The sequence below is a fragment of the Thermochromatium tepidum ATCC 43061 genome, from assembly GCF_009664085.1.
Classification (GTDB): domain Bacteria; phylum Pseudomonadota; class Gammaproteobacteria; order Chromatiales; family Chromatiaceae; genus Thermochromatium; species Thermochromatium tepidum.
In genome coordinates, this window is sequence record NZ_CP039268.1 from 1,101,047 (window position 1) to 1,125,377 (window position 24,331).

At 64.0% G+C, this 24,331-nt stretch carries 24 protein-coding genes and 3 pseudogenes; 6 read left to right on the forward strand and 21 right to left on the reverse strand.

The annotated features are described in order from the left end of the window. Positions 1–22: 22 nt before the first annotated feature. From E6P07_RS05100 to E6P07_RS13880, 16 genes and pseudogenes are all read right to left on the reverse strand, one after another. Positions 23–514, reverse strand: a complete 492-nt coding sequence (locus E6P07_RS05100; protein WP_246172937.1) for a Uma2 family endonuclease — start codon at positions 512–514, stop codon at positions 23–25. Between the two features lie 42 nt (positions 515–556). Continuing rightward, positions 557–1,039 carry a type III-A CRISPR-associated protein Csm2 gene (gene csm2, locus E6P07_RS05105; RefSeq protein WP_211363166.1) on the reverse strand — a complete coding sequence of 161 codons (483 nt, stop codon included), beginning with the start codon at positions 1,037–1,039 and terminating at the stop codon, positions 557–559. Between the two features lie 13 nt (positions 1,040–1,052). Next, positions 1,053–3,767: a type III-A CRISPR-associated protein Cas10/Csm1 gene (gene cas10, locus E6P07_RS05110; RefSeq protein WP_246172938.1), complete on the reverse strand. Its 2,715-nt coding sequence runs from the start codon at positions 3,765–3,767 to the stop codon at positions 1,053–1,055. Positions 3,768–3,814: 47 nt separating this feature from the next. Further along, complete coding sequence (gene cas6 / locus E6P07_RS05115; protein ID WP_153974621.1) at positions 3,815–4,861, reverse strand: CRISPR system precrRNA processing endoribonuclease RAMP protein Cas6; 1,047 nt, start codon at positions 4,859–4,861, stop codon at positions 3,815–3,817. A 716-nt stretch (positions 4,862–5,577) separates the two neighbouring features. Continuing rightward, on the reverse strand, positions 5,578–5,715 hold the full coding sequence (locus E6P07_RS05120) for a type III-B CRISPR module-associated Cmr3 family protein (protein ID WP_162008607.1): 138 nt from the start codon (positions 5,713–5,715) through the stop codon (positions 5,578–5,580). A gap of 67 nt (positions 5,716–5,782) precedes the next feature. Continuing rightward, positions 5,783–6,280: a DUF29 domain-containing protein gene (locus tag E6P07_RS05125; protein WP_153974622.1), complete on the reverse strand. Its 498-nt coding sequence runs from the start codon at positions 6,278–6,280 to the stop codon at positions 5,783–5,785. Next, entirely contained in the window at positions 6,277–6,546 is a 270-nt protein-coding gene (locus E6P07_RS05130) for a hypothetical protein (RefSeq protein WP_211363195.1), read from the reverse strand. The genes E6P07_RS05125 and E6P07_RS05130 overlap by 4 nt, the downstream gene beginning before the upstream one ends. A gap of 35 nt (positions 6,547–6,581) precedes the next feature. Continuing rightward, positions 6,582–6,746, reverse strand: a pseudogene (locus E6P07_RS05135) (type III-B CRISPR module RAMP protein Cmr1); the annotation flags it as partial. 35 nt (positions 6,747–6,781) lie between these two features. After that, positions 6,782–7,927 carry a putative CRISPR-associated protein gene (locus E6P07_RS05140; RefSeq protein ID WP_153974623.1) on the reverse strand — a complete coding sequence of 382 codons (1,146 nt, stop codon included), beginning with the start codon at positions 7,925–7,927 and terminating at the stop codon, positions 6,782–6,784. Positions 7,928–8,160: 233 nt separating this feature from the next. After that, positions 8,161–8,814, reverse strand: a complete 654-nt coding sequence (locus E6P07_RS05145; protein WP_153974624.1) for a hypothetical protein — start codon at positions 8,812–8,814, stop codon at positions 8,161–8,163. A gap of 84 nt (positions 8,815–8,898) precedes the next feature. Next, entirely contained in the window at positions 8,899–10,782 is a 1,884-nt protein-coding gene (locus E6P07_RS05150) for a hypothetical protein (RefSeq protein WP_153974625.1), read from the reverse strand. A 57-nt stretch (positions 10,783–10,839) separates the two neighbouring features. Next, positions 10,840–11,112, reverse strand: a complete 273-nt coding sequence (locus tag E6P07_RS05155) for a hypothetical protein (protein WP_162008608.1) — start codon at positions 11,110–11,112, stop codon at positions 10,840–10,842. A gap of 468 nt (positions 11,113–11,580) precedes the next feature. Then, positions 11,581–11,886: a type II toxin-antitoxin system RelE/ParE family toxin gene (locus E6P07_RS05160; RefSeq protein ID WP_153974626.1), complete on the reverse strand. Its 306-nt coding sequence runs from the start codon at positions 11,884–11,886 to the stop codon at positions 11,581–11,583. Next, complete coding sequence (locus E6P07_RS13705) at positions 11,871–12,038, reverse strand: hypothetical protein (RefSeq protein ID WP_170286771.1); 168 nt, start codon at positions 12,036–12,038, stop codon at positions 11,871–11,873. The genes E6P07_RS05160 and E6P07_RS13705 overlap by 16 nt, the downstream gene beginning before the upstream one ends. Before the next feature lie 160 nt (positions 12,039–12,198). Beyond that, positions 12,199–12,453: a molybdopterin converting factor subunit 1 gene (gene moaD / locus E6P07_RS05170; RefSeq protein WP_153974628.1), complete on the reverse strand. Its 255-nt coding sequence runs from the start codon at positions 12,451–12,453 to the stop codon at positions 12,199–12,201. Positions 12,454–12,479: 26 nt separating this feature from the next. After that, positions 12,480–13,106: a phage integrase N-terminal SAM-like domain-containing protein gene (locus E6P07_RS13880; RefSeq protein ID WP_153974629.1), complete on the reverse strand. Its 627-nt coding sequence runs from the start codon at positions 13,104–13,106 to the stop codon at positions 12,480–12,482. Positions 13,107–13,261: 155 nt separating this feature from the next. Here E6P07_RS13880 and E6P07_RS05180 point away from each other — a divergent pair, with 155 nt between their 5' ends. Next, positions 13,262–13,477 carry a type II toxin-antitoxin system HicB family antitoxin gene (locus E6P07_RS05180; RefSeq protein WP_153974630.1) on the forward strand — a complete coding sequence of 72 codons (216 nt, stop codon included), beginning with the start codon at positions 13,262–13,264 and terminating at the stop codon, positions 13,475–13,477. A 255-nt stretch (positions 13,478–13,732) separates the two neighbouring features. Here E6P07_RS05180 and E6P07_RS05185 read toward each other — a convergent pair whose 3' ends face one another. The 4 genes and pseudogenes from E6P07_RS05185 to E6P07_RS05200 form a co-directional block, all read right to left on the reverse strand. Further along, complete coding sequence (locus tag E6P07_RS05185; RefSeq protein WP_425505147.1) at positions 13,733–14,980, reverse strand: molybdopterin molybdotransferase MoeA; 1,248 nt, start codon at positions 14,978–14,980, stop codon at positions 13,733–13,735. Continuing rightward, positions 14,980–15,510 (reverse strand): molybdenum cofactor biosynthesis protein B, encoded by a 531-nt coding sequence (moaB, locus tag E6P07_RS05190; protein WP_153974632.1) that lies wholly within the window; start codon positions 15,508–15,510, stop codon positions 14,980–14,982. Before moaB ends, E6P07_RS05185 begins: the two co-directional genes overlap by 1 nt. A gap of 37 nt (positions 15,511–15,547) precedes the next feature. Then, positions 15,548–17,398, reverse strand: coding sequence for a dihydroxy-acid dehydratase (gene ilvD, locus E6P07_RS05195; RefSeq protein WP_153974633.1), 1,851 nt, complete (start codon positions 17,396–17,398; stop codon positions 15,548–15,550). Positions 17,399–17,546: 148 nt separating this feature from the next. Further along, positions 17,547–17,691 (reverse strand): annotated as a pseudogene (locus E6P07_RS05200) (IS256 family transposase); the annotation flags it as partial. 356 nt (positions 17,692–18,047) lie between these two features. On the opposite strand from E6P07_RS05200, the gene mads1 reads away from it, so the two are divergent. Both mads1 and E6P07_RS05210 read left to right on the forward strand, forming a co-directional pair. Continuing rightward, positions 18,048–18,338 carry a methylation-associated defense system helix-turn-helix domain-containing protein MAD1 gene (mads1, locus tag E6P07_RS05205; RefSeq protein WP_425505148.1) on the forward strand — a complete coding sequence of 97 codons (291 nt, stop codon included), beginning with the start codon at positions 18,048–18,050 and terminating at the stop codon, positions 18,336–18,338. Beyond that, positions 18,338–19,024 carry an SNF2-related protein gene (locus E6P07_RS05210; RefSeq protein ID WP_211363167.1) on the forward strand — a complete coding sequence of 229 codons (687 nt, stop codon included), beginning with the start codon at positions 18,338–18,340 and terminating at the stop codon, positions 19,022–19,024. The genes mads1 and E6P07_RS05210 overlap by 1 nt, the downstream gene beginning before the upstream one ends. 1 nt (position 19,025) lies before the next feature. On the opposite strand, the pseudogene E6P07_RS05215 reads toward E6P07_RS05210, so the two are convergent. Continuing rightward, a pseudogene (locus tag E6P07_RS05215) lies at positions 19,026–20,427 on the reverse strand (IS3 family transposase); the annotation flags it as partial. Here E6P07_RS05215 and E6P07_RS05220 point away from each other — a divergent pair. The 3 genes from E6P07_RS05220 to E6P07_RS05230 are packed head-to-tail and all read left to right on the forward strand — an operon-like array spanning position 20,423 to position 24,327. Further along, entirely contained in the window at positions 20,423–21,670 is a 1,248-nt protein-coding gene (locus tag E6P07_RS05220) for a hypothetical protein (protein ID WP_153974635.1), read from the forward strand. The pseudogene E6P07_RS05215 and the gene E6P07_RS05220 sit on opposite strands and share 5 nt — an antisense overlap. Beyond that, a complete protein-coding gene (tnpC, locus tag E6P07_RS05225) occupies positions 21,645–23,090 on the forward strand; it encodes an IS66 family transposase (protein ID WP_153974636.1) in 1,446 nt (481 codons plus the stop codon). Before E6P07_RS05220 ends, tnpC begins: the two co-directional genes overlap by 26 nt. Then, positions 23,077–24,327 carry a tyrosine-type recombinase/integrase gene (locus E6P07_RS05230; protein WP_153974637.1) on the forward strand — a complete coding sequence of 417 codons (1,251 nt, stop codon included), beginning with the start codon at positions 23,077–23,079 and terminating at the stop codon, positions 24,325–24,327. The genes tnpC and E6P07_RS05230 overlap by 14 nt, the downstream gene beginning before the upstream one ends. The last annotated feature ends 4 nt before the right edge of the window (positions 24,328–24,331 follow it).

Here is a 24,331-nt window from a genome sequence, read left to right on the forward strand (position 1 = left end):
TCCTGATTCGATAAACGAGGGGTTAGGCATCGACTGTCTGCGGAAAACCAGGGCACAGCACCGATTGCGCGAGCTTGCCGTCAGGCCGGTAGAACAGCATGGCGCCGCTGTCCTCGCAGAGCCAAACCTCTTGCGCGCCCTGTTCGAAATAAAGCAGTCGTTTATCCACGAGTTCCGCCAGGAGATTGTTCGGCGAGGCGACCTCCACCACGATCTCCGGCGCGGCGGGATAGGGCGTGATCGTTCCATGTCGCTGCAAAAAGGCCGTCGAACACCACACCACATCCGCAACCTTGACGTTTTTCGACGTTTGAATGCTGCATTCGACAAAAGCCTTTCCCGACGGCATCTTTTCCTTCAATAAAAAAGCAATCGCGGTTTGCAACATGCCATGCAGGTTACTGGCTGGAGTCATTTCGATTTTGCCCCATTCATTCAATTCGATCTTGAACGGCAGGTCCGCCAGGAGTGGATCGTCAATCACTGAAGACCAATTCACTTTGTTCACCTCCACGACCAGATCTCGGATCGAATGGATAGTTAGGGACCCGCGCCCCTAGTTCTCGCGCGGGCGCTCGGCCTTGTAGAAGCCCAGGAAGGCCTCCAGGAACAGCTTCACCTGGCCCAGTGTCTTGGCATCCTCGGCCTGACGCAGACAGTGATTGAGCAGGGCCACGAAGTTGGCATCGACCAGATCGCGCCCCTTGGCATAGGCGGCCTTGGCGTTGAGCATCAGGATGAAGGGCCGGTACTCCGCAAAGCGCTCGGGGGCCTGCTCCACCTTGGCCACCCACATCAACAGCTCATCGTAGAACCGGCGCAGTTGGCTCGGCTTGTTGCAGCGCTGGTTGCTCTCGCTGATGGTCTTGGCACAGCGCTGGGCTACCTCGTTGAACAACTGGGCCTCCAGGTTGGCGCCAAACCGGACCCGGCTCAGATCGATGCCCGGCACAGGGGGTTCGTCGCGCCGTTGGAAGCGGTTGTCGCCGCCCCGCTGGGGGCCGCGTGGGTTGGAGTAGTTGGAACGTCCTTCGGCCATGGGATGAATCCTCTCAGTCGCGGGTCTGATAGAGATGGGTAAAGAGCGCCAGGCGATAGGCACCGCCGAAACGCTCGATGCCCTGCTGGGCGATGACCTGAGCCAGACGCTGCATCAGGCGCCGACGTTCCGGTTCCAGATCGCGACCACGCAGGCGTTGCTCCAGCATCCGATAGGTGCGATAGGCAAACTGGCTGTGCCAGATGGCATCCTCCGGGCGTGCGGTCTTGGGATTCTGGAACCGCTCCGCCTTGTCGATGAGTTCCAGCAGGCCATAGAGATATCCGGTGCTCAGACCGATCTCGGTCACCAGCCCCTCCAGTTCGGTGCGCGCCTGGTCCAGTTCATCGAAGGTCGTCCAGGGTACGGTCTGGCCAAAGCCGGTCACGCTGTCTTTCGCGGGACGGTGCGTCTTGGCCGCCTCCAGGGCCTGTTCGCCAAGTTCCGCCAGATGGCGCACGGGGAGCCCCGGCTTGGTGGTCGAGAGACCGGCCGAGAAATGGATGCCGGGGTTCTCGGCGACATAGCACCGAAACGCGGCACGCAGTTCACGCGCCAGATCCATCTGCGTCTTCCAGGGGCCGATCAGGAAGAAGTCATCCCCGCCGGCAAACACGGTATAGGCATTCTTGTAGCGGGTGCGGCACAGCCACGGCAGATAAAGGGCGAAGAAGGCGTTCATCTGGCGCGAGAGCGCGGCCATCTTGGCGAAGGTCGGGGCCTTGAGTCCGCGCTGGAAAATGGCACCCAGGTTGTCCACATCGCCCTTGAGCGTGGTCAGGGCGCGAATGCCGACCCAGCGCCCGCGCCCATCGAGGCGCTGATCCTCACAGGCCAGATGGTTGAAGGTCTTGGGTTCGCCGGGACCGGCGTCAAACGGCTCCTCGGGATCGGCGCGACCGTATTTGTCCTCGAACCAGGGATGACCGACCTCATCGCCCAGAAAGCGCGGGATATAGGCGTTGATCGCGCGGCGCGCGTAGCCGTTCCACAGCGGGCAGGTGCCGTCTTCATCCGGCAGACTGAAATCCCAGACCCGTAACAGGTTGTCGCACCAGACCTCGGGACCAAAACGCCCGCTCGCCTCCTCGTCGCCGGTGAAGCCGATGCGATAACCGAACAGGTCGATGGCGAGCGTGTCGCGGACGATCGGGGAGCGACTCACCAACAGCCGTTCGTGGCGGGTCAGCCAGTTGCCCAGGTCGATCTGGTCCTTGGCCAGACGCCCGAGCTGGATGGTGCGACCGGCCTCCGTGAGGTGCGTGACCGCCGGCGACCGTCCGTCGATCTGACAGACGCCACGGGTGTTGTCGAAGCGGTCGAGGAAACCCGTAAAGGCCGCCGTCGGGGCCGACTCGCCACAGAGCCCGAAGCGTTGGGCCTTGGCCTGTTCGAGCTGGGCGAACAGCCGTTTCATCAGTGCGTCGAAGCCCCTCACCCCTGTCCCTCTCCCGTTGTGAGAGGGGTGAGTCGAGGTCAGAAAGTCGTTACACGAGGCCGCCATCCATGCCAGTCCCACCCCGAACTGTCCGTGACTGTGCTCCAGACACCAGGCGTCGATGTCGCGACGCACGCGCTTGAGCGCCTCCAGGGTCTCGGCGGTGTTGGGCGCCACGATCAGGAACTTGCCGGCGGCGTTGATGATCTGGCTGGTTGCGGGCAAGGCCAGCGCATCGAGCACCCGCATGGCGGCGCATTCGGTCAGGAGACCGACGTAGAACGAGCGTCCGCGCAACAGCTTGGCGGCGCGGCGGTTGGTCTCCCCGCCGCTGGCGAAGATAAACTCCTGGATGCCGAACAGATCGCCCTGGATCAAAAGCAACTTCGACTCATCCCAGTCGCGGCGGTCGTGCTGCGCCTGAGCCACGGCCTCGGGATCATCACCGCGCTCGTGATGGTAACGCCACAGCGCTACGGCCAGCGCCGCCACGGCCTTGGAGTGGTCGTAGAGTGAGACCTCCGGCCGGACGCCAAAGGCGGTGGCCGAGGGGATGGCGTGGGTGAAGGTCAGCCACAGGGTCTCGAAGTGGTCGAGCCACAGGTCGAGCCGTGCGCGGTGTGAGGTCGGGATCGCGGTCAGCGCCTCAAGAAAGCCATCCCAGAGCCGGCGATAGTCGGCCTGAGCCTGGCCGACCTGGTTGGTTTCGACCTCCTTGGCCGGCACCGGGAACAGCGTCAAGGGCGCCAAGGGCCGGAGCGGATAGCGTTTGGTCAGTGTCTCCGGCTTGGTGTCTGTCTCATCCAGACAGATCTGCTCAAACAGCGTCAACTGCCGGGACGTGATGTGGTTGAGCTTGGTACTGGTCTGCTCCTCGCTGTCGTTGTAGCGGTCGAAGGTCTCGCGCTCGAAGCCCGAGGCCACGCGGTCGGCGGTGGCGATGATCCACTGCATGAACGTGGTCGGTTTGTGGTGACAGGCGGCGGCATTGATGAGCGAGTCGTCGGCGTCGCGATCCTTCCAGGCCGCAAAGGGCGTCATGTCCTGACCGACGAGGCCCGGCAGGTGCGGTTCCAGTTGGTCGATCGCCAGCGCGGTATAGGCCGCATGGCGATGGCTGTACCAGTGCCGACCGCCTTGCTCCTGACGGCGGGCGTAGAGCTGAAGATGGGTCTCCAGCGCCTCGGGGTCGATCATAAGCCCCGCACGCTCGGCGAACTTGCCGACATCATGCAGCAGGCCCGCGAGTGCGACCCGGCAGGAGGCGGCCAAGCGGTCATCGTGTGTCATCGGTTTCTCCATGCGGCATATTCTCCAACTGTTTTCCGATCTGTCGTCTAGCGCAAGCTTGCAAGCCGATAGCGCCCCAACCCGAAGGCCGTACCCTGCCCGACATGCGTCCACTGCCCGAACCAGAGCGCCGGCCACAGCTCGGCAAGCGCCGGGCCTTCGAGGCTGACTTCACCGATCAGCCCCCCGAGCTGCATCAGCGCCTCCTGACGCGAGGAATAGCGCGTCCAGTCGTGCCAGCGCAGCCAATCGACCTCCAGCCGCAGGGCAGCCGGATCGGTCGGCAGCCGACGATGATCGAAGCGGTCGGGATCACCGCCATGCGCGGCGGCCAGGGTGCGCAGTCGGCGATAGAGGGCATGGGCGATGTCGAGCGCGGTCAGCTCGCGCGCGCCGATGCGCCGCCCGTCGCGCTTGAGCCGCCAGGGGGTGAGCAGGTGTAGATGGGCGCGTGCCGGGACTGGTGGCACCAGGGGCGCGACGGTCTCCAGCGCCTCATAGCGTCCGACGGTGGCGTCATAGACCGTCTGCCAGTCCTCTGCGCCGAGCGTCCCTTCGCGCTCGACGGCGGTCAGGGTGAAGCGTCCGCCTGAGCGCCCGAAACCGCGCGCCCCGGCCAGGCCGAAGGCGTGGATCAGGTAGGGCATCTGCTGGATGCCCGCGCCCAGCAACTGGAGATCGAGGTGAAAGGCGGTGTCCGGCTCCACCACACGCGGGGCGCACGGATCGATGGCGAGGATGAAGGGATGCGGTGATCCGCCCGGTGTGCCCTGGGCGTCTGGGGTCTCGAACAGGGTCGAATAGACGCAGTGGTGGATGAGCAGACAGCCCGTACAGGTCGGCTGACGGGTGACACAGGCGGTGCGGCGCAGTCCGTAGCCGAGCAGTCCCCGCCAGGCCGAGCCGCTGTACTCGGGCAAGCGGATCGACTCCTGAGCCGTGAAATGAACGCGGAAGTGCGCCAGTGGCGGCACAGACTCGACCGTCGGCCCCGTGGCCAAGGGCTTCGGGTCGGGGGCCGACCCATCTGCCATCTCGAAACTGGCTGTCATGGACTGCAACGACTTCAGCTCGACGGGTTCTTTCCAACCCATGTCATCAGCCTCCTCAAGGCTTCGATCCAATGGCCGCTGTGCGCCGTGGCCTCCCTGCCTCCCTGGCCTACCTACCTCCCTGGCTTCAGACGGGCCACCGGCGCGGGGTGCATCGTCTCAGCTTTGGTTGGTCATCGCCGGGGCTGCAAGCTTGCGCCAGTTGGAATTCAGGTTCGCACGCGGGCGTGCACATGGAAGTGTCGCCTTAAGCGCAGTTGACACCAAGTGATCTAGATCAATTTTCGAGCCGAGTGTGGAGGCGGGTTGTAGAGGGCGGCTTTCAATTTGTGGGAGTGGCTTTAGCCGCGATTCGGAGCCGATTTATTTGTCGCGGCCAAAAGCCGCATCCTCCGGGATGCGTGGGTGGGGTAGGAGCGCCTTCAGGCGCGATCGCGGTGCCCATCCCCGCATCAACCGCCAAGATCGCGGCTAAAGCCGCTCCTACCGTTGTGATTTCGGCCAGTCAGCGCACGACGCTCGAGTCTTAATCCCCTCAAAAGCGGGTCTCGATGCGAACAGGCGTGGATGGGCCTGACGCAAGCCGTCGCGCCGGTCCTGTTCCAGGTCACAGAGGCTGGTCAGCCACAACGGGGCCAGCGCCCCGGGTGTGGTCGTGGCGAGCAGGCGGAACCGGTCACAGCCAGTTCGGCCAGCTCTGAGCCGAACGCTTTCTGATTGACCCGCGCCCAGGCTGTGCGCAGACAGCCGGCCAGGGTCTAGGGTGGCGGGAAGCGCGGTGCATCGGCACCGGCCTGATCGTCGAACGGACGTCCCGAGCGCACGATCAGCGGGGCCAGGGGCTCCAGGCTGACCACTGGACTCGGGGGCACCGATTGGACAGGCTGACGTTGCACGGGCGTGGCAGATTTACTGGTCTCATGCTACCCCGCCTTTGCCTGATGCTTATCCCGTTTCTGCTGCTTATCGTAACGAATCGGGCCTTTGTGCTTGGATTTGGCCATCGTTGCGAACCTGTGCGTTTTCGGGCAGCCAATCGGAGTCCAGCATGGTCTCCAGCGGCCAGGGGCAATCGAGCGGCAGATCGGATAGTCCCGTCTCGCGCACGGCCAGATCGCGCCCGTCGCTCCAGGCATCCGCAAACCAATCGGGATCGGAGAGGGTGCGTTTCAGACTGGGCGTGCGCTTCAAGCGGCGCGCGATGGCGGCGCGCTGGGTGCGGATCGTGGATTCCCAACTAGCACCGCGCCGCTCGGGCTGGTAGCACCATTTCAGCAAGTGCCCGATCAGGATCGCCATGCGGCTGATCAGCTCGCGTTGCTCGCTCTTGCCCACATCCTCGATCTCCTCGGCCAGGTGCTCTAGGTCGAGCCGGTCGAAACGGCCGGCGCGCAGTGCTTGTGCCTGCTCGTTGGCCCAGGCGACGATGTCAAGGTCATACAAGCTGGATGATGATTTCATTGATTACGGACTCCCAGATCAGCAATGGTGTGGGCGGAGAGCCAGCGCGCCAGAATCAAGGTATCGGCCAGGGTGGCCAGCGATTGGCGACGAGAGGCCATGAGGATCGCGGTGCGTTGCTCCGTCGTCAGGGCTTCAGACCCGCCCCGGTCCTGGGCGCGGTCGAGCATCTGTGCGACCTCGGCCGCATGCATGCCGTGCGTCGTCGGACTGTTATCCTCACGCATCCAGGCCAGACGCCGGTCGATCCGGCGACGATCCGCCACCAGAAGCGCAGTTGGCCGCGAATGCCCGCCGCCCGGATCGGCATCGCGGTATCGACTTCCGCCGCCCGGACCCCGCCGCCATACAGCGGCGTGACCAGCTTGCAGGTGTAATGGGTCCAGGGATCGGCTTCAGCCGCCTTGGTTTCAGACCACGCACTCAATGCAACGCTGGGATCAAGCTCCAGGGTAGATCGACGCATCTCAAAGGCTCCGTGTGGGTGTCTCGGCGACGGCTTCAGTCTTCGTACAGTTCCATACGAACAAAGGGGGCGTAGTGGGCGCGACGCTCGGCCACCACGCGCGCCCCGGCATCGGTCTTGTGGTTCAGGGTCAGCAGGGCATCGTATTCGACATGATCGACGATGCGCCATACCAGCAGTCGCCAGCCCTCGACCGAGACCAGATAGCGGTCACGGGTATGATCGCCGCGCTTGAGCCAGAACAAACCGTTGCTCCATGACTCGTGTTTGCCGACCGCCAGTTGCTCGGGCGAGCGAGCCACGCGCGCGATGTAGTCATCAGGGTTGCAACCTTCAGTGCCACGAACCTTGAGTAAATCATCGAGCGCCCGCCGCGACAGATAGGGCACCAGCGCCGTGGGCCGCTCCAACTCCTCCCAGATCAGGAAGCCGACCGGCGACAGACTGACCTGCCCCTGACCGACATCCTCGAACAGCGACTCCAGAATCTCGCGCTCCGCGAACGACGGCAGCGCCTTGTCGAGTTCCGCACGCGGGATGGCCGTCTCGTTCTGGATGCGCTCCAGCAGCGGGCGCAGTGGTTCGAGCCGCGAGCGGGCAAACTCCACTGGCATCATCGGTAGCGGAATCAGGGCGCTGGATTGCTCGAAGATGTATTTCGCCTGCACACCCCGGAGCATCCCGATCAGCACCGTGTAGGGCACCAGACTCTTGAAGCCACCGGTGGGGTTGAGCACGCACTGTCCGGCGCCATTGGCGTCGATCTCGCGCAGCACGGCCTTGGTGAAATTGAGCACTCCAGCACTCCGGAAGGTCTGAGCATCCGTCACCTGCAAGCCTGAAATGACCTCGACCCGGCAGAGGATCCCCGGACGGGCCTGCTCCAGATAGCGCTTGACGGCCCAGGCACAGGCCTGTCCGTCGACCGTTTCGGAACTGAACAGCACCACTGTGTCCTTGTCGTTCACACCCATGCGGGCCAGCGAGTGGATCTCGGCGGATAAGTCTCGCGTGAGGGCGGTTTCATCCTCCATGCTGGCGGTGCGGAAGGTGTTGTAGATGACCTTGGACGCGGCCTCGACCCCGCCGTGTTCAGTCACCCAGGCGGCATCGAAACGGGGCGTTTGTCCAAAGAATTTCTTGGCGGCACTGGTGCCGCAGGTGCACAGATAGACGGGCATGATGCAACTGACTCCTGGAGACGATGAGCACTATCCGGCGACGAGCATGCTAAAACAAGACAATGTCCTCCGCACGGCGCTGACAGGCGGCGATCTCCTCGGCATTCATCCAGCCCCGAGCGAGGTTGACAGCCAGAAACGATCCGCCGCCGGTGCACGCCGGACAATGCAGATAAAACCGTGCTGCAACGAAGGGTGCGCATCGCCCAACGATTGCCGACCACGCCAGCCTCTCAACCGCTGGCAGCACGACGATGCCCAGAAGTTAATCGTGAAACAGCCAGTAAACCACACCGCCCACCACTGCCGCCCGCGACCACCGGCGCGGCAATCAGTACGCCCACGCCGGCTGCCATGCCCCCACCGACCACGCTGCCGATCGTCGCCAACCCAGCCGGTCCGGCTCCGGTCAGAAAGACGGTGGCGGCGGAAGCGCCGGTCCCCAGGGCGGCACCGACGTAAGTGCCATAGTGCGCGGCATCACAGGCCACCGGATCTTGGCAATCGGCGTACAGGGTCTGGTTCATGATCTTGGCGGCGCTCAGCCCCGTCGCACCGCCGATCGTCACTGGCCCGCCCGCAGCGGCCAGGGTTTTCATGATCGTCGCGCCCGATCCGCTGGCGATGACAGTCACAACCGTCGTGGTTTCAACCACGGACGCACCCGTAGCGACTGCATCGGCCGTCTTTGCAACCTGCTGCGCCTGCGGATTCTCCATCACACACGCGACGGTATCGGCCAACAGCTCGACACTATCAGCCGCCAAACCGAGCTTGTTCGCCCCATCCAGCACATTCACGCCAAACGCGGGCGCGCTGGCGGTGGTCAGCAAACCCAGGGCCAGCACCGTGCCGACTGCCGTTTGCCGTGCATGAAGATCGCACATCGTTCAAACCTCGCGGTGTGGTGAAGATGGGGCTCATTGTAGAGACCGCGCCGCACACTGCCGACGTCACAAGCTTGCAAAGACTCACAAGCCATCCCGCACCGGAATGAAGACGCCATCGGTCGTGGTCTGGATGTCTGCGAACCCCGCAGCGATCAAGGCGCTGTAACGCGCGATGAGCTCGGCCTTCAGGGCCGCCTTCTCCTCGGCCAGGACGGAAAGGATGTCGGCGCGCATCGCGTCGCGCGAGACCGCCTCGTCGATCTCGATGGCGGCCTTGTCGACGGCCAGCCAGGTGCCGACGCCGGCGGCGATACCGCCGACGAGCCCGCACGCCGGTGCCGCTGGTCCAAAGGGGGCGCAGAGGGCGGTGCCAGTCACGGCTCCGGCCCCGCCGGCGGCCAGTACGCTCACGCCTTTCTTGGCGGCGAACTTGGCCAGCATGGCCGCGGCGGCCTGCACGCTTTTCTTGGCTGCGACCTTGGCCACGATCGTCGCCACCAACTTTTTCGAGATCAGCGCGGCGGTGACCGCGCCAACCGTCGTGCCTGTGATTCCGGCCGCGCTCGCGCGCCAGACATCGCGTTCGAGGCGCCCCAGGTACTCGATATGCAAAGTCGCCTGTGCACAGGGGTTGTCACGGATCCGGGCCTCCAGGTCGTCATGCACCGCCTGCGAGACGTTGGCCAGTTCCTTCAGTGAATCTTCCCGCAGGTCGGTGTCGATGATGCCCAGCCGGCGGTGAAAGTCCGTGGCTTCAAACAGATGGGCTTCGAGCTTCTGGTCCATGAACTGACCAAAGTCGTCGGTCGCCAGGGCAAACAGGCGCTCGTATTCGCCCATCACGGTGAAATACCAGTCCAGATAGTCGTCGACCGCCGATTCCACGGTGGCAAAGAGCAGATCGAGTTCACGCTCCACGCGCGACGCGATCTCGCGCCCGAGTTCCGCTTCACGCGCCTGGATCCGCGCATTCAAGGCGCTGGCGTGCTCGGCGTTCTGCTCGGCCTGCGCTCGACACGGATCGATCCAGTTCAGCGCCTCCGAAGCGGGCGACTGAAGGTCGCTTGGATCGAGATCGCGCAGTTTCAGCATGGGATAGAGCGAGAACAGCGCCAGGACCAGGATGGTCAGCACGAAGGTCTTGCCCAGCGCGCCCTCGCCGGTGAGCGACTCAGCGCGGATTGCCCGCTGTTCGACCAGCGTGAGCACACCGAGCAACAGGTGCGTGAACACGAACGACAGCAGGCCCAGTTGCAGCAGGAACAGCCCCCAGGCCGCCAGCCGCATCTCAGGCGCTGGCAACGTCGGGATGTAACGTTGCGCGAGCGCCCAGATCCCCTGATCGATGGCGCCCAGCACGCCGACCAGCCAGCCGAGCCAGTCACAGGCAATGCCCTGCCGTTCACGCTCAAACGCCTGCTCAGCGACGGCGTGCCAGGTATCGTGACGCAGATCGGGCGCACCGATTACGAAGAAGTCCAGGATGAAGAACGCCAGGGTCAGCAGCCCCAGGTTGGCCAGACGCAGCGGCCAGCCACGGACCACGACACCGAGCCACTCCGGTTTTACTTGGCCGGTGACCCGACGCTGGAAGAACCGATAGACTGCGGTCACCACCGACGCATCCACCATCAGGACCATCCACTGCTGGGCGCTCAGTCGCGTGGCCATGACCAGCAGCAAGGCCGCCAACACCAGGGCGGGAACCACCAGAATCGCGGCACCGAGGTGTCCGCCCCAGAACAGACGGCGCGTCAGCGCCTCCTCGTGCATCGCACCGCTCAGTAACACCCGGCGCTTGAACAGAAAGCTCTCGCGCGTCGTCAGCCACAGCGGATAGGCCAAGAGCACCACCAGCAAGGGCATGACCCAGCAGGGGGCGGAGTGCATGGCGGCGGCGATCAGGAGCAGGCCCAGCGTCGTCAGCAGGGGCCACAGGAACAGTCCCCAGGAACTGGTGGGCAATGCATTGGAAGAAGTGTCCGTGTCCAGTATGCAATTCAACCTCGAAAGGAGTGTAGGTCAGGTGTTCAGTCGCGCGCCGATGCGCCGCCCGTCGCGCTTGAGCCGCCAGGGGGTGAGCAGGTGCAGATGGGCGCATGCCGGGACTGGCGGCACCAGGGGCGCGGTGGTCTCCAGCGCCTCATAGCGTCCGACGGTGGCGTCATAGACCGTCTGCCAGTCCTCTGCGCCGAGCGTCCCTTCGCGCTCGACGGCGGTCAGGGTGAAGCGTCCGCCTGAGCGCCCGAAACCGCGCGCCCCGGCCAGGCCGAAGGCGTGGATCAGGTAGGGCATCTGCTGGATGCCCGCGCCCAGCAAGACGGGCCACCGGCGCGGGGTGCATCGTCTCAGCTTTGGTTGGTCATCGCCGGGGCTGCAGGCTTGCGCCAGTTGGAATTCAGGTTCGCACGCGGGCGTGCACATGGAAGTGTCGCCTTAAGCGCAGTTGACACCAAGTGATCTAGATCAATTTTCGAGCCGAGTGTGGAGGCGGGTTGTAGAGGGGGGCTTTCGATTTGTGGGAGTGGCTTTAGCCGCGATTCGGAGCCGATTTATTTGTCGCGGCCAAAAGCCGCATCCTCCGGGATGCGTGGGTGGGGTAGGAGCGCCTTCAGGCGCGATCGCAGCGCTCGATGCCGGTTTCACCGCCCCAATCGCGGCTAAAACCGCTCCTACCGTTGTGATTTCGGCCAGTCAGCGCACGACGCTCGAGTCTTAATCCCCTCAAAAGCGGGTCTCGATGCGAACCCCTTGTGGATAACTTTAGGGGGCAAGCATGGATTTCGCCTCGGTCGCGTGTGCCCCGATCATGATGCCAAGGAGATGCACGTCATCGCCCTGTCGCTCATAGAGCACGCGCAGACCCTGGACGCTGTAGTCGCGGGTCTCGTCCCTTTGGCCCAGCGCGCGCGGCTGATCCAGCCTGGGCCGGACCAGCAACCGCTCAGCCCCCTGAAAGACCTGCTCGACCAGCCGCCGGGCCTGGATGGCCGAATCCCGGGCGACGAAGGCGGCGATGGCCTCGAGGTCGTCGAGCGCGGCGCGCGACCAGATCAGCTCTCCAGCCATCGATCCAGCCGCTGCCTGGCTTCGTCGTTGAGATAACCGCGCCCCTGGGCGATGTCCTCACGTCCACGTTCGGCCTTCTCCAGCCGATAGAGGTGATACTGGATGTCTTCCAGGGTGCAGTCGTCGGGCAATTGGCGCAGCAGTTCGGTCACGATCTGCTTGGCATGGCGCGCGGTTGGTGTTCGTGCCGTCGTCGCCGCGACAGGCGGAGACAGGGGGGCGCGAACACCAGGGCGAAGGTCGTCGGGAATCTCCATAAGCCAAGGACCCTAGGGTTGTGGATCGTCGTAGGTGTGAGTCAGCCCAATGGTCTCAGCCACCGGTGACCGGCGGGAAGAAGGCGACCTCCTGTCCGTCCAGGATCGGCGTCTCGGGGTGGGCCAGATCCTGTTCCACGGCGGCAAGAACGATCGCATCGGCGCCGAGCATCTCCGCCCAGACGCCACCCCGCGCACACAGCTGCCGGCGCAGTGCGGCGACGGTCGCGGTCTGCGCCGACCAGTCGAGCTGTTCTTCGCTGGTCGCGAGCCGTTCACGCAGCCGGGCAAAATAGCGGATCCGAATCATGGTGTCCTCTTTGAAGCTTGGTGCGATCAATAGAACAGCTCGGCAAAGGGCAGGAACTCGACCGGGTCACCGCGCGCGATGACCTGTCCCGGCTGGAGCTGGACCAGGCCATCGGCCCAGGCGACCGAGGACAGCACCGCCGAGGAGCGGCTGGGATAGACCGCGACCTCCAGCTCGCCATCGGCCCCGCGTTCCAGACGCGCACGCTGGAATTCGAGCCGCCGGTCTGGGCGCGGCCAGTCGAAACCGGCGCGGATCCGAAGCGGTCGCACCTCTAGCTCGCCCGCCACGCCCTGCATCCGGAGGATCAAGGGGCGCGCAAACAGCACGGCGGTGACAAAGAGCGAGACCGGATTGCCAGGACAGCCGAGCAGCGGCCTGCCCTGGACCTCACGATAGAGGAACAGAATCGCCGACAGGGCCTGATTCTGCGTCAAAGCCGCCACCTGGCCATTGACCGCCAGATCGGTCAGAAACGCCTCGACCTCCGCGGCCCCCAGCTCACGCGGGTGACGCTTGCCGTGGAACAGGATGAAGCGCTTGATCCAATGCACATATTGACCTTCCGTGCGGATGGAATAATGCTTCGTCCTGAGCCGTTCGCGCACCTGGTCGAGCAGGCGGGGTGGCTGGGGAGCGTTGGGAGGTGTCATATCTGGGGTCCTGCGGGCAAGGTTCTTTTTTATCAATCTGTTATACAGAATGCCCGCTTGCTAATAGGCATAACGCATCCAGATTATACACCTATATCGGTGTCTACTTTACGTTAGAAGGACGTCAAGACACAGGCACCCACGGGGTAGCAGACATGCACAACGAATTCACCGCAGTACTTGAGCGGGACGGTGAGTGGTACATCGCCTACTGTCCTGAGGTCCCGGGCGCGAACGGTCAGGGACGGAGCAAGGAGGAGGCCCGGAAGAGCCTCTCCGAGGCAATCGCCCTGATTCTCGAGGACCGGCGAGAAGACGCGTTTAGGGGCCTGCCAGCGGACGCCGAGCGTGACGTGGTCGTGGTCGAATGAAGCGAGGGGCTCTGCTACGCCACCTCCGGCGCCACGGGTGCTTTCTGAAGCGCGAAGGGAGTTCGCATTCTCTATGGTGCAATCCGCGTACAGGTGCTGTAGAGGCTGTGCCGAGACACGCCGAGGTTGCAGACCGATTGTGTCAGAAGATTTGCCGTGGCCTCTCGCTTCCAGAGTTGGGTCGCAAGTAGCGCCTTCTAACAAGCGGCTGGAACGGGACCGCTTGCTTCGCTGCGCGGCCCCTCAGCCGCAACGTTAGAAGTCGGCAAAGGGCAGGAACTCGACCGGGTCACCGCGCGCGATGACCTGTCCCGGCTGGAGCTGGACCAGGCCATCGGCCCAGGCGACCGAGGACAGCACCGCCGAGGAGCGGCTGGGATAGACCGCGACCTCCAGCTCGCCATCGGCCCCGCGTTCCAGACGCGCACGCTGGAATTCGAGCCGCCGGTCTGGGCGCGGCCAGTCGAAACCGGCGCGGATCCGAAGCGGTCGCACCTCTAGCTCGCCCGCCACGCCCTGCATCCGGAGGATCAAGGGGCGCGCAAACAGCACGGCGGTGACAAAGAGCGAGACCGGATTGCCAGGACAGCCGAGCAGCGGCCTGCCCTGGACCTCGCCAAAGACGAGCGGCTTGCCGGGGCGGATCTTCACCTGATGGAACTCGATCCGACCGAGTCGCTCGACGGCGGGCTTGAGGTGATCCTCCTCGCCGACCGAGACCCCGCCGCTGGCGATGATCAGATCGGCCTCGCGTGCGCCGCGGGCCATGGCCGCAACGGTCGATTCGAGATCGTCGGCGACGATGCCGAGATCCACCACCTCACAGCCCCAGGTCTGCAATAGCCCCATGAGGACGAAACGGTTGGAGTTATAGATCTGGCCGGGCTTCAGCGGTTCGCCGGGCAACGCCAGCTCGTCGCCGCTGGAGAGCAGCGCCACCCGCAGCCGCCGATGAACGACGAGCCTCGCCACGCCGACCGAAGCCGCCAGACCTAGATGCGCCGGCGTCAACCGCGTGCCGGATGCGATGACCTCGGCGCCAGCCCGGATGTCCTCGCCCGCGCGGCGGATATTGGCGCCGGCCTTGATCTCGAGCGGAATCCGCACCTGTCCGTCGGACGCCTCGCACACCTCCTGTTCGACCACGGTATCCGCGCCCTCAGGCACAGGCGCACCGGTGAAGATCCGTGCCGCCGTGCCGGGGGCCAGCGGTTTGCCGACCGCGCCGGCCGGGATGCGCTGAGCGACCGCAAGACAACCGTCGTGCGCGCTCAGATCGGCGTGCCGGATGGCATAGCCGTCCATGGCGCTGTTGTCCCAGCCGGGCACATCCAGGGTGCTCACCACGGGTTCGGCCAGCACCCGACCAAGCGCCGCTTCGAGCGGCAGGGTCTCGGTGCCGGCGATGGGTGAGACACGCGCCGTCAGAATGGCGACCGCCTGGTCCTTGGTCAGGGTCTTGCCGCCAGTTGCAACCGGTGCACAGTCGTTGGGTCGATCCATCATCGTTCCAATAAACGCGGGATGAGTTGAGCGAAATTGCAAGGCCGGGTGCGGATGTCCAGTTGGGGTTTTAGGATCCGCTCCCAAGCCGTGCGACAGGCCCCGGTCGAACCGGGCAGGCAGAAGACGAAGGTGCCATTGGCGAGACCAGCGAAGGCGCGCGACTGGAGCGCCGCGGCGCCGATCTCCTCGAACGAGACCTGCCGGAACAGCTCACCGAAGCCTTCGACCTGTTTGTCGAGCAGTGGGACAATGGCCTCGGGTGTGCTGTCGCGCCCGGTGATCCCTGTGCCCCCGGTGGTCAGGATCACCTCGATCTCGGGGTCGGCGATCCAGCGCGAGACGACCGCGCGCAACTGATAGACGTCGTCGCGGACGATCTCGCGGGCGACGACCGCGTGGCCGTCCGCCTCGGCGCGTTCGCGTAACAGTTGGCCGGAGGTATCCTGGGCTTCGTCCCGACTGTCCGAGACGGTCAGGATCGCCAGTCGCAGCGGACGAAATGGCTGCTCGATGAAATGTGCGCTCATGATGCGTACCGATGGCGTCGAGTATCCCGGGGGTCCGTCAGACTCGGCGCCACTGGCCGAGGTCGCGCACCGCGCCATGGGCCGCGCTGGTGGTCAGGGCGGCATAGGCCTTGAGTGCGCTCGAAACTACGCGCTGGCGCGCCGCCGGCTGCCAGGCATTCGGCCCCTTGGCCTCCATCGCCTGACGCCGTGCGGCCAGGACCTCCTCGCTGACCGCGAGATGGATGCGTCGATTGGGGATGTCGATCTCGATCCGGTCGCCCTCCTCGACCAGGGCGATGAGTCCGCCTGCGGCGGCCTCGGGCGAGACATGGCCGATCGACAGCCCCGAGGTGCCGCCCGAGAAGCGACCATCGGTGATGAGTGCACAGACCTTGCCGAGCCCCTTGGATTTGAGATAGCTGGTCGGGTAGAGCATCTCCTGCATCCCAGGTCCACCCTTGGGTCCTTCATAGCGGATGACGACGATGTCGCCGGGCTGGAGGCGGTCGGTCAGGATCGCAGAGACGGCGTCCTCCTGGCTCTCGAAGATCCGCGCCGGGCCGCTGAAGGTGAGGATCTCGGCGGCCACACCCGCGGTCTTGACGATACAGCCCTCCTCGGCCAGGTTGCCGAACAGGACCGCAAGCCCACCGTCCTGGCTGTAGGCATGGGCGCAGTCGCGGATGCAGCCGGAGGTGCGATCCAGGTCTAGCTCGGGCCAGCGGGCAGTCTGGTTGAAGGCGACCTGGGTGGGGACCCCGCCGGGTGCGGCGCGGAACAGCTCGTGCGCCTCGCTCGCCTGACTGCGCCCGATGTCCCAGCGCGCCAGGGCCTCGCCCAGGGTCGAGCTATGTACGGTCGGGACCTCGGTGTGGATCAATCCAGTGCGTTCCAGCTCGCCCAGGATGGCCATCACCCCGCCGGCACGGTGCACATCCTCCAGGTGATACTGGCTCGAAGGGGCGACCTTGCAGAGGTTCGGCACCTGGCGACTCAGGCGATCGATGTCGCTCATGCCGAATGCGACCCCAGCCTCGTGCGCCGCGGCCAGCAGATGGAGCACGGTGTTGGTCGAGCCGCCCATGGCGATATCCAGGCTCATGGCGTTCTCGAAGGCAGCGAAGCTGGCGATCGAGCGCGGCAGGACGCGCGTATCGTCCTGTTCGTAATAACGGCGGGTCAGTTCCACGATCAGCCGCCCGGCCTCGAGGAACAGGTCGCGGCGCCTGGCATGGGTGGCCAGCAGCGAGCCATTGCCCGGCAGGGCCAACCCCAGGGCCTCGACCAGACAGTTCATCGAGTTGGCGGTGAACATCCCCGCGCAGGAGCCACAGGTCGGGCAGGCCGAGCGCTCGATCTCAGCGACATCGGCGTCGCTCTCATTGGGATTGGCAGCGGCGACCATGGCATCGATCAGATCCAGATGGACCTCGCCCGCGGCGCGCTGCACCCGCCCGGCCTCCATCGGCCCCCCCGAGACGAACACCGTCGGGATGTTCAGGCGCAGCGTGGCCATCAGCATCCCAGGCGTGATCTTGTCGCAATTGGAGATGCAGACCAGGGCGTCGGCGCAATGGGCATTGACCATATACTCGACCGAGTCGGCGATAAGCTCACGCGAGGGGAGGGAGTAGAGCATCCCGCCGTGACCCATAGCGATGCCGTCGTCGATGGCGATGGTGTTGAACTCCTTGGCCACGCCGCCGGCAGCCTCGATCGCGCGTGCGACCAGTTGGCCCAGATCCTTCAGATGCACATGCCCGGGGACGAACTGGGTGAAGGAGTTGGCAATGGCGATGATGGGCTTGTCGAAATCGGCGTCGGTCATGCCGGTGGCGCGCCACAGGGCGCGCGCGCCGGCCATGTTACGGCCATGGGTGGTGGTTCTGGAGCGGTACTGGGGCATGGGCTGACTGACCTCGGGTCTGAGCGAAGGCGGTCAGTATAGCGCCGCTCGGCGCCATCCTTGAACACCTTGAGGCACTTGCTGGCGCATCGGCGTGGATGGCAAGGCCGCCTCCCCATGACGGCAGACGAAGCGTTTGGTCATCTCGCGGCGAGACGCCGAAGAACTCAGTGCGTTCGATCTTGGCGGCTTCATCGACGCGGATGCGCAGGGTAACGCCTGCACCATCCAGTTTGTTCTCGAGCAACCCGGTATAGGCCGCTTCCAGGGGGTGTTTCGACACGCATCGCCATGATGGGCATACCCCTTTACTCGAAGTCATGGCGTCAGACCTGCCGATGGCGCAAAACGGAATTGACAGAAAGAACGATACACAACTGCCCCCCCTTCAGTTGGGCCTGGCTTGCCGGGTCGATCATCCCCCCTCCTGCTACTGGGTGCAATCAAAAGTGGGGGGAGTAAGCGATCCGCAGATGGACGCAGGACATGGTCTTTGCCAACGAAACATCTGCGTCATCTGCGGATGACAAACATCTGCGGATCAATGATGCGCCGTCGCGATGGCGCTGACTTTCGGCAACTTGGCCCTTCCGGCGCAACCGATGTCTCCCACTTGCAATTGCACCCCCTGCTAGTTGGCTATTCAAAGATGCACAAGTTTGCCGTATCTTTGCCAAGATTACCATCATCACCGGCCGCAGTCTTGTTGCCGGGCGAGGAAGCGATGAAAGACGACGCGGCAGAGATACTCACCCTCGATGAAGTGGCAGCCTACCTCAAGGTGGGCAAACGCACGGTCTATCGCTTGGCGGCGGCGAAGAAGATTCCCGCCTTCAAGGTCGGAGGGACATGGCGCTTTTCGCGCCAGGAAATCGACCGGTGGATCAAACGACAGACGAACGACGACACGTCCGGGGACGGAAGCAAGGGCAACGAATAATGCACGCCGAAGAGCTCAAACCGAACATCACCGTGCACAGGCCTCTGTTTCCGGAGCCGGTACAGGTCATCGTCGCGATTCCGATGGGCGCCTCCGTCAAACTGGTCGGGAAGGGAACCCAATCCAATTCGGTTTATGAACCGATTCTGACCGCCGAGCAACTCGCCCTCCTCACGTCCTCCCCAGCCCACGAGCCCTTCGACGGCGATGCCCGGAAATTCCGCCTCGGAATCGAAGCGATGCGGCTGGGGCTTGCCTACGAGTACGACCCGTATTTTTCGCTCTCCATCGCCCGCGTCGACCCGCTGCCGCACCAGTTGGAGGCAGTCTACGACTACTTCATGAGGTTGCCGCGTATCCGGTTCTTACTGGCCGACGACCCGGGCGCTGGCAAGACGATCATGGCCGGCCTCCTCATCAAGGAGCTCAAGATTCGCGGCCTGGTCAAGCGCGTGCTCATCATCACGCCGGCCAATCTTACATTCCAGTGGCAGCGCGAGCTGAAGGACAAGTTCCGGGAAAACTTCGAGGTCATCCGCAGCGACGTCCTGCGCGCCAACTACGGCATGAATCCCTGGCAGGAAAAGGATCAGGTGGTGACCTCGGTGTCGTGGGTCTCCCGCATCGAGGACGCCAAGGATTCCCTGCTGCGCAGCCCGGCGCATGTCAAGATAGTTGTCGCCTGAATCATGCTGCCAAGACCTGAGCATTGTAGCCGGCCAAATGCGTCTTTATGACGGAGTCGCGTTCCGGGTTGAGCGTGACCGGGCCTATCGGATTCCAGTTGCGAGTAGCGCCCGACCAGCGAGCCGGGTTTTGCTCCCTGGCCCGAAGGTACTCCGCATGGCGAGCGGCGAGAATCGCCCGATCTTCGCCGGCGTGGCACTGTGCTGGAGTGACATAGCGGATGCCGCTATGGCGGTGCGCGTGGTTGTACCAATGCACGAAACTCGCCGCCCAGGTGCGCGCCTGCTCAAGATCGGCAAAGCCCCTCGCGGGAAACTCCGGCCGATACTTGGCATTGCGGAACAAGGACTCGACGAAGGCGTTGTCGTCCGAGACACGCGGGCGGGAATACGACGGCTTGATGCCGAGCCAGTGGAGCATGGCCAGCACCGTCGTCGCCTTCAAGGTCGAGCCATTGTCGCCGTGCAGGACAGGCTTTGCATCCAAAGCAGCAATGCCTTCGGCCAGGGCCGTCTTCTGCACCAGCCGGGTGGCATGGTCGGAATGATCGTCCGCATGCACCTCCCAGCCGACGATCTTGCGGCTATACAGGTCGATGATCAGATACAGGAAGAACCACTGCCCCGCCACCTGGGCCGGCAGATAGGTCATATCCCAGCACCACACCTGGCGCTCTCCGGTGGCGACATGCGTCGTGGGCGGCCGCACGGCCTGGGGCGGCTTGGCGCGGCCGCGATGCGCACTCTGCCCCTGTTCCCTCAATACGCGACTGAAGGTCGATTCGCTGGCGAGATACACCCCTTCATCGGCCAGCATGGGCACGATGCGCGCCGGCGGCACGTCGGCAAAGCGCGGCTCGTTCGCCACCGCCAGCAAGCGGGCGCGTTCTTCTGCGGTGAGCGCGTGAGCAGGAACCGGACGCACTGCACCGGGGCGTCCATCCTGGCGGATTTCGCCGTTAGGGGTCTGCCAGCGTTGCAGCTGCCCTGTTGAAGATCGCCTCGACTTTTTTTGAGAGCACCAAAAGGGCCGCTGCCTCGGCCAGGGCTTTGTCCTTGCGTTGCAACTCCCGTTCGAGTTCCTTGATGCGCTTTTTGTCCGCCCGCGTCTGTTGCGGGCTGGCCCGAGCTTCTTCCGGTTCCGCCAAGGCCGCAGTGGCGCTCGCGCGCCATTGCTCCAGTTCGGCCAGGAATACGCCGTGTTCGCGACACCAGGCGCCCTTGTCGGCTTCGTTGAGGGCGGCCGTCGTGATCACCGCCTCCAGCCGCGCCGCCGCAGACCATGCCCGCCCGCGGGCGGGCATGGTCTGCACATCCTCCCGCCATTTCTCCAACGTCTGCACCGAAACGCCAACCTCTTTCGACAACGCGCCAAGCTCGGCGCTCTCCGGCGGCAACATGCGCGCCACCACCCGTCTCCTGAACGCTTCTCCGTATCGCGCCATCTTCCATCCTCTTCGCCCCCAGGTTCATCGTCGTAAAGAGGCGACAACTATTCTGACATGGGGGGAATGCGGCACGACGGCGCGCACCTTCAAGAGCGCGTTGATCTGGGTGGTGGCGGATTCCGCTCAGCCCATGCGGGAAGAGGCAAGGAAGCTGCTCGCCTGGCAGGCGATTGCCGACGAGGCGGAGGATCTCAAGCTCGATGAGGCGCAGAAGAAGCAGCTCGCCGAAAACATCCACAAGGCCAGACGTGACCTGAAGGAGTCCATCTGGCGCGCCTACAAACACCTGTTCCTGCTGGCCAAGGACAACACGGTAAAGAGGGTCGATCTCGGGCTCGTCCATTCCAGCGCGGCGGATTCCCCCATCTCCAACATCCTCAACCGGCTGTCCGCTGACGGCGACATCGAGAAGGGGGTGAGCCCGAACTTTCTGGTGCGGAACTGGCCCCCCGCTTTCAAGGAGTGGGCGACGAAATCGGTGCGCGATGCATTCTATGCCTCGCCCGTGTTCCCGTGCCTATTGAACGCGGAGACGATCAAGGAAACCATCGCGCGCGGCGTCGAGGCTGGCATCCTGGCCTATGTCGGGAAAGGCCCCGCAGGCGCGTATCAGCCGTTCGCCTTCAAGCAGAGCATCGACCCGGCAGACATCGAATTCTCCGATGACATGTTCATCATCACGGCTGAAGTGGCACGGGCCTACCTGGAGGCTCAAACCACACCACCGCCGGCGGGGGTTCCCGTGCAAAGAGGCGGCACGGGAGTTGGAACAGGGACAGGTGGAGGTGCGGAACCAAGTGGTACACCAATTGAACCTCAACCGGCGCCGACCCCGCCTGTTCCCGGGCCAGCGAAGATTGCCGGCATCCGATGGTCTGGCGAAGTGCCGCCACAGAAATGGATGAACTTCTACACCAAGGTGCTCTCACGCTTTGCGGCCACGCCGGGCTTGAAGCTGACCATCGCGGTCGAGGTGAGCCCCCCGGATGGACTCCCGCAGCAGTCACTGGAGGAGACGCAGAATGCCCTGCGGGAACTGGGACTGGATGACCGGGTGACGGAGAAGTCGTCGCCCGGAAACAATGCCGGTCGGTGGGTAACTGTTCAGGTTCCCCATAAAAGAGTCTCTGATCCGGGTTTAAGAACGGGAAGGACAGCTGACAATAAGCGGCATGGAAAGACTGCCCGATCTTGCTGACCTGACGCACGCGGAGAAAGACGCACTCATTCATCTGCTGTGGGATTGGGTCACCGCGTTGCGCCAGGAAGTCGTCCGGCTGACAGCGGAAGTGACCCGGCTGCAGGGGGAAGTCGCCCATCTGCGCGGGCAGATGGCGAAGAACAGCCGCAACTCGAGCATTCCATCCTCGGCCGAAGGCTTGAAGAAGACGAAGTCGATGCGCAAGCAGGGAAGCCGACCGCCTGGCGGTCAGCCGGGTCATTCCGGTTCGACGCTCAAGCAAGTGGCGCAGCCCGATCACGTGGTGGATCATCCACTGCCCGAGGTATGCGACGTCTGCGGCGAATCGCTCACGGGGCAGGCCACGACCGAAATCCGCCAGGTCTTCGATCTGCCGCCGGTGACAATGGAAGTGACCGAGCACCGGATTCACGCGCTGCGCTGCACCTGCGGCAAACTGCACCGCAGCGAATTCCCGCCCGAGGTCACGGCCCCGGTTCAATATGGCCCCGGCGTCAAGGCGCAGGCGGTCTATCTGACGCAGCACCACATGCTGCCCGTGGCGCGCACCGCCAACGTCCTTGCAGACCTGTATGGTGTGCCGATCTCGACCGGCACGGTTCAGGCCATGATCGGGGAGGCGAGTGAGCGGTTGGCTCCGACGGTCGCGCGGATCGCGGATGCGGTCGCTCAGGCGGATGTCGCGGGCGCCGACGAGTCTGGCTTTCGCGTGGCAGGCAAGCTCAACTGGCTGCACACCGCGGTGACCGACACCCTGACCTGGCTGGGTCTGCATGCCAAGCGCGGCAAGGCGGCGTTTGAGGACTTCGGTCTGCTGTATCGGCTCAAGGGAACGCTGGTTCATGACGGCTGGGCCTCGTATCGGGAACTGACCTGCACCCATGCGCTGTGCAACGCCCATCATCTGCGTGAATTGACCTTCGTCCATGAGGAATGCGGACAAGCGTGGGCCAAGCGCATGATCGATTTGTTGGTCTGTGCCCACCATGAAACGGTGGCCGCCCATGGCCAGCCGCTGACGGCCCAGCGCATCCAGGCGATCCGCACTCACTACGAGGCGATCCTTGCTGAAGCGGCCGCCGCCAATCCAGCCAAACCCGCCAGCGGCAGACGCGGGCGCACGGCGCAAAGCGTGCCGTTCAATCTCTACCGACGATTGCGTGATCATGCCGACGATGTCCTGCGCTTCACGACCGATCCACGCGTTCCGTTCAGTAACAACCTTGCCGAACAAGCGATCCGCATGCCCAAGGTCAAGCACAAGATCGCCGGTTGCTTCCGCACCACCGAAGGCGCTTTAGCCTTCTGCACCATCCGCTCCTACCTCGCCACCCTGCAGAAGCAGCACTTCGACCTCTTCCAATCCCTCATCCAGGTGTTCAAGGGCAACACCCCTCAGCCAAATTTCTCGGGGTAGCTTCCCCGGGGCACCTGAACAGTTACGGGGCCTCAAATACAGGGCCGCGAACCGAAAGCAGGAGACTGTCCGGCTTGGTGACTATCCAGCCTATTCCCTGGCCGAGGCTCGGAGCTGGCGGGACGACTGCAAAGCCTTGGTCAAACGCTGTCTCTCGCCCATGGCCCTCAAGCGAGGCGACCCGATTCCGGCAGAGGTTTCGCCAGCAGTCAAGGAAATGGCCGAGGCATTCGTCTCGAAGTGGTGCCTGAAAGCGAAAGAGGCTGCCAAAGCCAAGGAGGACGCGGCGCACGAGGCCGACACCGTCAGAGCCTTCGCCTGGCGTTGGCACGAGGAAATCGCCGCGCCGGCCAACAGCAACCCACGCAACATCGAGCGCATTCTGAAAAAGGACGTGATCCCGGTCATTGGCGAAAAACGCCTTGCCGAAGTCACGCCCGATGACATTCTGACGGTCACCGACCGCATCAAACGCCGCGGTGCCGACCAGATGGCGCTACAGACCCGCAACGTGTTGAAGCGGATGTTTGCCTACGCCATTGCCCGGCAAAAGACCCAGTTCAACCCGGCCGCCGCCATCGAGGCAAGATTCATCGCCCAGGCGAGAAGTCGGGATGTCGCATTGACGGCGGAGGAAATCGGCAGGCTGATGCGGGCCATTTACCGCTCGAGCATGAAACGCTCACACAAACTGGCCCTGCACCTATTGATTCTCTGCATGGTGCGCAAATCCGAGCTGATCGAAGCGCGCTGGGAGGAAGTCGATTTCGAGCGCGCTGAATGGGCGATTCCCGCCGAGCGCATGAAAAAGGACAGGTCGCATCTGGTGCCCCTTTCGCGTCAGGCGCTGGCGATGTTCGAAGAACTGCGCGATCTGGCCAGCGGTTCGGAATGGGTTTTCCCCAGTCGCGGCGATTTACATCGACCGATCGCCAAGAGCACTTTGAACGTCGCGGTGCGGGCGCTGGACGTCGACGTGCGCGACTTCGTCCTCCACGACTTCCGGCGCACGGCCTCCACCCATCTCCACGAGCAAGGCTTCAATTCCGACTGGATCGAAAAAGCCCTGGCGCACGAGCAAAAAGGGGTGCGGGGCGTCTACAACCGCGCCGAATACCTTGCCCAACGCCGCCAGATGCTGCAATGGTGGGCGGACTACGTCGATGGCCAGATCAGGGAAGACGCTGGCCGCGTCATCATCGGGCCATTTGGAAAGGCGTTCCAGTCGGCGGCTTGAACCT

Coding starts and splice junctions, on each gene's coding strand:
- cas10 (WP_246172938.1), bottom strand. CDS start 3,767: ATGACACACGATGACCGCTTGGCCGCCTCCTGCCGGGTCGCACTCGCG.
- cas6 (WP_153974621.1), bottom strand. CDS start 4,861: ATGGGTTGGAAAGAACCCGTCGAGCTGAAGTCGTTGCAGTCCATGACA.
- E6P07_RS05180 (WP_153974630.1), top strand. CDS start 13,262: ATGCACAACGAATTCACCGCAGTACTTGAGCGGGACGGTGAGTGGTAC.
- mads1 (WP_425505148.1), top strand. CDS start 18,048: ATGCACAAGTTTGCCGTATCTTTGCCAAGATTACCATCATCACCGGCC.
- E6P07_RS05125 (WP_153974622.1), bottom strand. CDS start 6,280: ATGAAATCATCATCCAGCTTGTATGACCTTGACATCGTCGCCTGGGCC.
- ilvD (WP_153974633.1), bottom strand. CDS start 17,398: ATGCCCCAGTACCGCTCCAGAACCACCACCCATGGCCGTAACATGGCC.
- E6P07_RS05145 (WP_153974624.1), bottom strand. CDS start 8,814: ATGTGCGATCTTCATGCACGGCAAACGGCAGTCGGCACGGTGCTGGCC.
- E6P07_RS05210 (WP_211363167.1), top strand. CDS start 18,338: ATGCACGCCGAAGAGCTCAAACCGAACATCACCGTGCACAGGCCTCTG.
- moaD (WP_153974628.1), bottom strand. CDS start 12,453: ATGATTCGGATCCGCTATTTTGCCCGGCTGCGTGAACGGCTCGCGACC.
- E6P07_RS05155 (WP_162008608.1), bottom strand. CDS start 11,112: ATGCCCTACCTGATCCACGCCTTCGGCCTGGCCGGGGCGCGCGGTTTC.
- E6P07_RS05220 (WP_153974635.1), top strand. CDS start 20,423: ATGCGCGCCACCACCCGTCTCCTGAACGCTTCTCCGTATCGCGCCATC.
- E6P07_RS05185 (WP_425505147.1), bottom strand. CDS start 14,980: ATGGATCGACCCAACGACTGTGCACCGGTTGCAACTGGCGGCAAGACC.
- E6P07_RS05160 (WP_153974626.1), bottom strand. CDS start 11,886: ATGGCTGGAGAGCTGATCTGGTCGCGCGCCGCGCTCGACGACCTCGAG.
- E6P07_RS05140 (WP_153974623.1), bottom strand. CDS start 7,927: ATGCCCGTCTATCTGTGCACCTGCGGCACCAGTGCCGCCAAGAAATTC.
- moaB (WP_153974632.1), bottom strand. CDS start 15,510: ATGAGCGCACATTTCATCGAGCAGCCATTTCGTCCGCTGCGACTGGCG.
- csm2 (WP_211363166.1), bottom strand. CDS start 1,039: ATGGCCGAAGGACGTTCCAACTACTCCAACCCACGCGGCCCCCAGCGG.
- E6P07_RS13880 (WP_153974629.1), bottom strand. CDS start 13,106: ATGACACCTCCCAACGCTCCCCAGCCACCCCGCCTGCTCGACCAGGTG.
- tnpC (WP_153974636.1), top strand. CDS start 21,645: ATGGAAAGACTGCCCGATCTTGCTGACCTGACGCACGCGGAGAAAGAC.